The organism is Candidatus Sodalis sp. SoCistrobi, from assembly GCF_900143145.1.
Taxonomy (GTDB): Bacteria; Pseudomonadota; Gammaproteobacteria; order Enterobacterales; family Enterobacteriaceae; genus SoCistrobi.
This window is the reverse complement of the sequence record NZ_FRDB01000141.1, coordinates 1-7792: the sequence shown is the minus strand read 5'-3', so window position 1 is coordinate 7792 and position 7792 is coordinate 1. Positions and strand designations below refer to the sequence as shown.

Annotated in this window: 8 protein-coding genes; 4 read left to right on the top strand and 4 right to left on the bottom strand. The window is 49.6% G+C overall.

Translation table 11 applies throughout. From position 1 onward, the window contains the following. On the top strand, window positions 1–238 hold a 238-nt coding region (locus CINSTRO3249_RS10330), incomplete at its 5' end, for an integrase core domain-containing protein (protein WP_143146883.1). Between the two features lie 11 nt (window positions 239–249). On the opposite strand, the gene CINSTRO3249_RS10325 is transcribed toward CINSTRO3249_RS10330, so the two are convergent. Next, window positions 250–861 carry a hypothetical protein gene (locus CINSTRO3249_RS10325; protein ID WP_125933167.1) on the bottom strand — a complete coding sequence of 204 codons (612 nt, stop codon included), beginning with the start codon at window positions 859–861 and terminating at the stop codon, window positions 250–252. Window positions 862–1350: 489 nt separating this feature from the next. Then, window positions 1351–1905, bottom strand: coding sequence for a phage repressor protein CI (locus CINSTRO3249_RS10320; protein WP_254304342.1), 555 nt, complete (start codon window positions 1903–1905; stop codon window positions 1351–1353). An 888-nt stretch (window positions 1906–2793) separates the two neighbouring features. Between CINSTRO3249_RS10320 and CINSTRO3249_RS10315 the strand changes: the two genes are divergently transcribed. Then, window positions 2794–2979 carry a hypothetical protein gene (locus CINSTRO3249_RS10315; protein ID WP_074013221.1) on the top strand — a complete coding sequence of 62 codons (186 nt, stop codon included), beginning with the start codon at window positions 2794–2796 and terminating at the stop codon, window positions 2977–2979. Window positions 2980–3935: 956 nt separating this feature from the next. On the opposite strand, the gene CINSTRO3249_RS17225 is transcribed toward CINSTRO3249_RS10315, so the two are convergent. Further along, window positions 3936–4241, bottom strand: a complete 306-nt coding sequence (locus CINSTRO3249_RS17225) for a hypothetical protein (protein WP_074013220.1) — start codon at window positions 4239–4241, stop codon at window positions 3936–3938. Between the two features lie 842 nt (window positions 4242–5083). On the opposite strand from CINSTRO3249_RS17225, the gene CINSTRO3249_RS10305 reads away from it, so the two are divergent. Beyond that, window positions 5084–5287 (top strand): ogr/Delta-like zinc finger family protein, encoded by a 204-nt coding sequence (locus CINSTRO3249_RS10305; protein WP_074013219.1) that lies wholly within the window; start codon window positions 5084–5086, stop codon window positions 5285–5287. Window positions 5288–6184: 897 nt separating this feature from the next. Here the strand turns inward: CINSTRO3249_RS10305 and CINSTRO3249_RS10300 are convergent. Further along, entirely contained in the window at window positions 6185–7036 is an 852-nt protein-coding gene (locus CINSTRO3249_RS10300; protein ID WP_074013218.1) for an aldo/keto reductase, read from the bottom strand. 493 nt (window positions 7037–7529) lie between these two features. On the opposite strand from CINSTRO3249_RS10300, the gene CINSTRO3249_RS17220 reads away from it, so the two are divergent. After that, window positions 7530–7682, top strand: a complete 153-nt coding sequence (locus CINSTRO3249_RS17220) for a hypothetical protein (RefSeq protein WP_174249772.1) — start codon at window positions 7530–7532, stop codon at window positions 7680–7682. The last annotated feature ends 110 nt before the right edge of the window (window positions 7683–7792 follow it).

Below are 7792 nucleotides of genomic sequence, written 5' to 3'. Positions count from 1 at the left end.
CGGCGACTCCTACGATAATGCGATGGCAGAGAGTATCAACGGGTTGTACAAAACGGAGGTTATCCACCGCGGGAGCTGGAAAAACCGGACGGAAGTGGAGTTGGCCACGCTGGACTGGGTGGACTGGGTGGACTGGTACAACAACAGAAGGCTGCTCGGGCGGCTGGGTTACATCCCTCCTACTGAAGCCGAAATGAACTATTACGCTTTGCAATTAGCATCAGAGGAAGCGGCGTAGTATTGCCAAAATTACTCTCTAATAAACTCGGGGTTATTCAGCACGGTAGGACTCACCAGCACATTGTCATGGGGCGCGGACAGCAGCGAAATGCCCTGATGCAGCACATGCCAGTCGACTTGCTCACCGGCGTCGGCGATGGCGCTGAACTCCGCCGGTAACGGGGCCAATTGGCAGAAATGCAGCCAGACATCGCGCAAGGCGACCTCGCTGGCATTGTCAGGTTGTAGTACCTGCCATTTCAATGCCATATGACATAATCGCGCCAAATGCTCTAACGGCGGTTGCGGCACCTGCATCGCCCCTGAGGCGATGGAGAGGAGAACTTTATGTGCCGCGCAGGCCAGAGGGTGCTGCACCGCCGTAAGTTCACCGTCCTGCGCCATACGATCGCAGAGCGAGAGCCCCAAACCCAGCGTTCCGCAGGGCGGGGCAAGACCGTTTAACGCGATATCCGGCTCAGACGGCGCGGCCCAAAGCTGGGCGATCATATCCGCTTTATCGGCGGGGGTGAAACGGTCGAAGCAGTCTTGCAGACGATGTTGCAGCGCCTGCTCTTCGCAGGGGAGCGGTGGGTAAATTTTAGCGGTGATCATGGTGGGAGCGAAAAGTGTGGGTTGCATAGAACGCGGCCCTGGTTAAATGTTGGAATAAGCCAACGCAAAATCCTACCCGTCGGATTACAGGTAAACCTTGATGGGGTAATGACATTTGCCTGGCGACGCTTTACCGGAGAAAGCAGACATAATAAGCAAAAAAAAAGATTTGTCTTTTCGCTTGCAGTGAATAACATTATTCGCAATTTATATTTAGTTAATCACTCTCTCCATGCCCCCGGGCGGTCGTCACGGCCTATGAGGATTCTGTCGCTGCTTATTTTTTCCTTCTGCAATTGTCGCGGCAAACACAAATGAGCCTGAAAATGTACGGTGGTGTTCATTGACCGCTTATCGGTTAAAGTACCTAAAAGATTAACCGGTGCAACATTCACTTTCTGCAAAAGTTCGGGACGTAGACATTTTTCCAGGTGACTGTTTGGTAAGTGAAAATATCGCGGCATGCCGAGGCGGCGGGAAAGTCAGGACGGGTGATGGGCAAAGCCCGAACAGAGTTTATCCGCAACTCAATATCACTTGGGCAATGATGCGAATGTCTTGTAAATCACATTCAAAGGGCATTTCACCCCCGCAAACTTTCACTCGTCCTACCGGGATGCGAAAAAGATCGCGAACCAGCAGGCGGCCTTCAATTTCCGTTAACCAGCGGCCGTCATTCACATCATTGAACTGATAATCGACAATATAACGTTTCGCCCCCTCCATCAGTACACCGGGCCGGACGGGGATATCCCGATCGGGTTTAAACCAACTGATATCAAGGTAAAAGGTGCCGGCATCATAGATTTCACCCTTGAGAAGGTGCCGAGCCGGCACTTCCAGCGTTTGCTGCTGACTTTGATTGCGCGCGTCCCGACTGGCAAACATATCCCCCTGGCCGCCGGTAAGCCATTCCAGACGGACACCGGTATCCGCCAGGCATTTGACCACCAAATCGGAAGGGTATAAATCTCTTTTATAGCGCATGGAAAGATTGCTGGCCGTGATACCGAGATGCTTGCAATACTCAATTTTCGTATCAAAACCATAGGCTTGGATAATTCTGTCCAAGACCGCACCGCCTCCCGCTTTAAAATTTATACTTAACATGGCATGGTTTCCGCAAAGATACATTATCCCTTGTAAAATATTATTGGCATCGCTTAGATTAACGTTTAATTTTAACGGTTTATTCTTCTATTTTGTTAATAAAGAATGATGCCTTATGCCGCTAGAATTTTCAATTAACCGCTTGGTCGTGTGCAACCGTAATGTTGACGCTGTAAAAAGCGGCGGACAACAGGCTGCCATGGGGTGACACGCCGGCTGGAGAGCATCGCCTACTCTTAGAGATTAATTGTCCGTGGATCCTGTCCCTCTAAGCAATGGTTTTCTCTGCGGCCGATGGGGCAATGTAGCGGCTGCATCCTTATTAACGATTCCTACTCTCGGCGCGGCGGCGCTGTCCCCAGACGTTGCAACAGGTAACGGCATGCCAAGACACTTATCACTATGCCACGGGTTGCCAGCGCGGGCGTTCGTCAAAACCCGGTGGTGCAGGCTAAAGATGCATCTACATCGTTTTATCGCTGCGGATATTGCCTGTGTCGATGACCTCGCCGACGTTCCCATCGGGCAATAAATCATCTCAGGCGACGTATCGCAGCAGAAACGGTGAGGCCATCGCGGACGTCCCAATATAGGAACTAAAGAAATGCAATGGAAATATTCTGCTCCATTATAAATGGAATCACCATCAGCAAGAACCCATGTTTTATCCTGAACAAGCACGACTATTTTTTTATTTGTGAAGGAATGCAGATGAATAGTAGTTGCGCTTTTACAGTTTCAACGTTATAAACATGATATTTCGCCTGATGTATTCGGGATGAGACTATTTTTATTCTCGGGGCGATGCGACAATTTACAAAGAAAATCATGTTATAACGAGGAGGATCAATGGACCTCACGTTTGATAAGTTGGTGTTGTTAGAGCGAATGGAGTTAATTGCCAGATTGACCACCACTGTGGAATGCCATGAAAGAGACAAGGAGATAGCCTTGATGATGATAGCAGAAATCGCGCAAAGCATTTTAGATACAGATATTGTGCAAAATCAAAATAGAGAGGGATTGGCCTTTTAAAAAAATACCCTCTTCGTTATTTTTCTGGCATGACCGGATAATCTATCAGAGGTGATCAAACTGTTTTTCATCAGCCTATTGTTGATATTCTCATCGTTGTCTGAACAGGGTCATGCCACATTTTCGCCACTGAAAAAAGTTGAGGTGTCGCATTCATATGTCATCAAAGTATATAGGCCGGTTTAAATCCCCTGTTTTATCGGTCTGGATAGGGGATGTTAATGGATGAACTCTCCGCGCATCATGATCTTAGCTTATCCGATAAAAGTAGGGCTAGTTCCTACCTTTTTCTCGTAGCATTAGGCGAGCCAAAATTGATTATTAGATGCATTCAGTGAGTGTAAAATATTACAAATAATTTATTTTATATTGTCGATGAAAATTTATTGATTGCATCAAAGGAAATGGATGGCGCCAGAAGCGGAGCTAAGTGGTTTATTATATTGATGCGGCTGAAGATGATATGACGGATGTTCTCCCTGTAAGAAAGATTTCCTCACCAGTTTAACCAGGTCTCTCTCCCTGTGTGTTTATTGGACCTTATAAGCTCATAGCCATCCGGTGGGTATTTTAACCGTGACAGGCCTGGCAAAGCTGTTGGTGTTCAGAGCATGAACGACGACACCCTGAGTCGGCCGCAGCGGATATTTTTGTCACGCTTTTTCTGGCGTTAACGCCGTGGGGCGATAGGCATTAGGTGGACAGCCATGGCGATGTTGACAACCCGTCATGGCGCCTGCACCCGCGCGGATAACCCGCGGTAGGGTGTTTCAACAGTTGCACATCAGCAAGCGTGTTAACGGAGTAATGTGGACGGTTTTATTCTCGTTCACGGTTGATTGTGTTTCTTGCCAGGATGGTGGGCGATGGCCGGTATTGCTGGAGCTGAGTTAGTGACGGCTTTACCCAAGCATCGCCAGCAGGAGGCCGGTTATTGTCGACTTATCTCAAATCGGTCATACGACGGCGTAGTCGCCGTCAGAGCGCGACGCCTTAAAAAACCGTGCCGTTGACCGTTTAGGCAGATGAAGCGCCATTATCTGCACCAGCACCAGCACCAGCACCAGCATTAGCATTAGCACCAGCACCAACAACAGCTCCAGCACCAACAACAGCTGCAGCACCAGCATTAGCATCAGCATCAGCATTAGCATCAGCATCAGCATCAGCATTAGCATCAGCATCAGCATCAGCATCAGCATCAGCATCAGCATCAGCATTAGCACCAGCTCTTGCTTCTGCTCCTGTTGGTGTTCCTGCAACCACCTGCGAGAATCGCCCGCTTGCCAGCCGGGAACGGGATACAGAGCGCCGGTGGTATCATTTAGGATGGGTGGGGAATGGAACCCTCCTTCAAGTCAGTGCTCATTAGCCCACCAGTATACCGGCAAGGCGTGCATCGCCAGGGTATCTCCCCTAACATCGCCAGACGGTGCTCCTGGCGCCTATCGCTAATGACAGTACTCCCTTGCGATTAACTCCCTTATGGCCTCGGCGCAAACGAGAAAATCAACACAGCGCAATGCCAGTGCCGATACACCGTCAACGGCTGCGCTGCAAGGGCCATAGGGTCTAGCCGTCCTCGGCGGCTTCACGGTACCCGAGTGGCGCGGGGCGACATGGATGACATCGGTTGATGAACTAATGGCCCGTTACCGGGCTGCCGTAATCCCCTGTGGTAAGAAGAACAAGGGCAAGCCCTGACCGTAACCGGTTACGTGGCATGTTGGCTTACACCCGCGTGGCGCAATACGCTGCACATCCGGGGTTGGCATTCGTGTCAGCGATAAAAGTATCTCTCGCCAGCGCCCTAAAACTTTGTTGATGGCGTCGTCTATAAAGTGATGTCGCTTTGCTCGCTGGGCAAGGTCTTCGTCGTCAGGTATCGGCGGCAGATGTCGGGGGTTTGACAGTGAAAGAGACCACATTTTCCGCTAAATAACCCACCCGGATCACCGAGTGAATAAGGTTAATTATCGGTTTATTGCCGAGGGATGACACAACTAATAGTTAAAGTCTTAATGTTGATTAACTATTTGTTAAGTCATCTCCCTTGATGATATCCTTTAAGTGCCGCTAGTTAAATCAATAAGGAGAAATTGCCATGATGCACTGCCCCCTCTGCAAATCTTCAGCCCATACGCGTTCCAGTCGTTATTTGAGCGAAACAACGAAGGAACGTTATCATCAATGTACTAATATCAACTGTGGGCATACTTTTAAAACCTTGGAGAGTATTACCGGATCTATCGTCAAGCCTGGTGTGGTGGCCGCAGTGGTACCGCACGAATGTGTTAGCACGGATTAGTTCGGTCAGAAAATCCTATTTCTTAAAACACTCTTCTTTGATCTGCGCTCAGGGATTCGACATGTTTGACAGGTGAAATATAATTAATTTCTCAGCCGGCCCTCGTATAGCGAGAGTAATTAATATTTTTCAGTAAGGTATTTGATGAGTCAAACGCGTATAAATTAATACGTCAATCCTGAGCGCTCATGATAACAGATCCGCTGAGAAGAATTATTTTTTGTGATTTATCTCCGTTTTTTTTGTAATTCTCTGCCAGAAAGGGCACCGTCGTTTTGCCCTCTCTGTGTTAGAGTGAATAATTGAAATAAATAATTTTGAAAATAGCATACGGGGGATCATCCCTGGCTCTTGCGCTTAACCATACGTTTATCTCATGCAATTATGCCATCACCCTATTAACTATCCTCGGGAATAAATAACGATGCCCGCTCGTGACCGTTGCCGGTCAATGACAGACGCATCGCCAGCAGGGGGGGTTATTTAGCGCTATTATGCCAGGTGGCCAAAAAACATTATGCCCTAAGGAATACGCGCGAAGCTGTGCGGCCAACGTCTGTATTGCTTATGTGCCCTATAACGCTGCGCCGCAGCGAATGGTGGCCCGGCGTTGCTGCGGTTTAACGATAGGCAATGGCTTGTACGGTGCACAATGGGACCCGTTTCGTCATTGTCGAAAGGAAGTGAGCGCTAACTCCTATCGAGGCATGGCGCGTTTCTGCGGCAGTTTAATCCATAAGGCTTTACCGCCTAGGGCGACATCTGGATCCGGCCCGCACGATAGAGGTTCGGATAAGCGTCACTGATGTCCTTGGGGTGGTCGACGTTCATTACGCGGGATAGGCCGGGGGTAAGGCTGTCGGTAAGCGTGACCCAGCATGTGATGAAACCGCCGGATTAAACGGTCAAATGACGCGCCGTCAGCCATTCGACTCTGCTCGGATCCCGGTGTGAGAAAAACGCGCTGACGCCGCTGTCCAACGCTGCGATATGCGTCATCTCCTCATCGCTCAGTTCAAAGTCGAAAAGCGCAATGTTTTCCGCCATACGATCTTTACGTACCGATTTTGCCAGCGAGACGATGCCACGCTGCACCAGCCAGCGCAGGATCACTTGGGCTACACTTTTGCCATAGCGGTTTGCAATAGCCAGAAGCCGCGGTTGGTGGAATATATCCTGACGCCCTTCAGCAAAGGGGGCCCAGGCTTGCGGTTGGATCCCCTTACTTTTCATCCAGGCAACGGCATGAGATTGCTGGTAGAAAGGGTTAATTTCCACCTGATTCACCGCAGGGGGGATTTTGTTGAACGCCATGATATCGGCAAGGCGGTCGGGATGGAAATTGCTAACGCCAATCGCCCTGACCTTGCCCGCCTGATACAGTTCCTCCATCGCCCGCCAGGCGCCGTGAATATCGCCATAGGGTTGATGAATCAGATACAGATCCAAATAATCGAGCTGCAGGCGATTGAAAGATCGCTCGAATTGCGCCTTTGCCCCCTCATAATTGGCATCCTGCAACCAAAGTTTACTCGTCACAAACAACTCATGACGCAGTAATCCGCTTTGTTTTAATGCGTTGCCCACTGGTATTTCATTTTGATATGACGCGGCGGTATCTATCAGGCGATAGCCTGACGAAATGGCTTCCTGCATGGCAAGCTCGCATTCAGCAGGGTGAGTTATCTGGTATACGCCGAATCCCAACAGCGGCATAGCAATGCCGTTATTTAATGTTTTACTTTGCAACGCTTATTCCTCAGGTTTTCTCCGCAGATGGTGCTGGGCTTAGTGCCCGTTCTCCCCTGCGATAGGCCACTTTTTACGTCGGGGGGAAAGAGAGGATACGTGAGCCGACGTCAGAAAATTAGGGGGGGGAAATGCGCACGCGTTTATGAGTTGCATTCATTAATCGTTTAAAACCGCCATCTACCTTGGCCGAGCTTTGCCGACGCTTACGTACGCACTTAAAGCGCTAGTAGCCCGGGTTACTGCAAGCGCTAACTTGCGGATCGTTAGTGCGCTTGTTATCTTTGTCCGCCTTAGTAACTGAATCGCTACAGCTAGCCGGATAGGTATGCTTACCCTCAGACACTTCAATCGCGCCAAGAATGCGGCGCTGCGCCAGTTGAAATTCCGATTGCTGAATACCTGGCTGAATATGACATGCCGTCCGAGGACGTGGGCACCTAACCAGATCAAACGGATCCTGCTTTTGCGGCTGGACGATAAAATCGGTGATATGGTCATTACCACAGGTACCATTCGGCAACTGGCCGACAATGGCTATCACATCTCGGTCCTTACCGGTCCGGTGTGTCAGACATTGCTGGCGTGTAACGATGCGGTACAACACACTTATCGCTACGATAAACGGATGAATCACCCCGGATAAATTAGAGTCTATACTTTAAAAGTGGAGGTCTCTATGACAACGACCAAACGTTACTCTCCGGAAGTCCGTGAACGGGCAGTTAATCTAGTGCTGGAAACTCAGCATGAGCA

Bases quoted from the DNA above. Each gene is read 5' to 3' on its own strand.
- CINSTRO3249_RS10325 (WP_125933167.1), bottom strand. From the start codon at position 861: ATGCAACCCACACTTTTCGCTCCCACCATGATCACCGCTAAAATTTAC.
- CINSTRO3249_RS10305 (WP_074013219.1), top strand. From the start codon at position 5,084: ATGATGCACTGCCCCCTCTGCAAATCTTCAGCCCATACGCGTTCCAGT.
- CINSTRO3249_RS10315 (WP_074013221.1), top strand. From the start codon at position 2,794: ATGGACCTCACGTTTGATAAGTTGGTGTTGTTAGAGCGAATGGAGTTA.
- CINSTRO3249_RS17220 (WP_174249772.1), top strand. From the start codon at position 7,530: ATGGTCATTACCACAGGTACCATTCGGCAACTGGCCGACAATGGCTAT.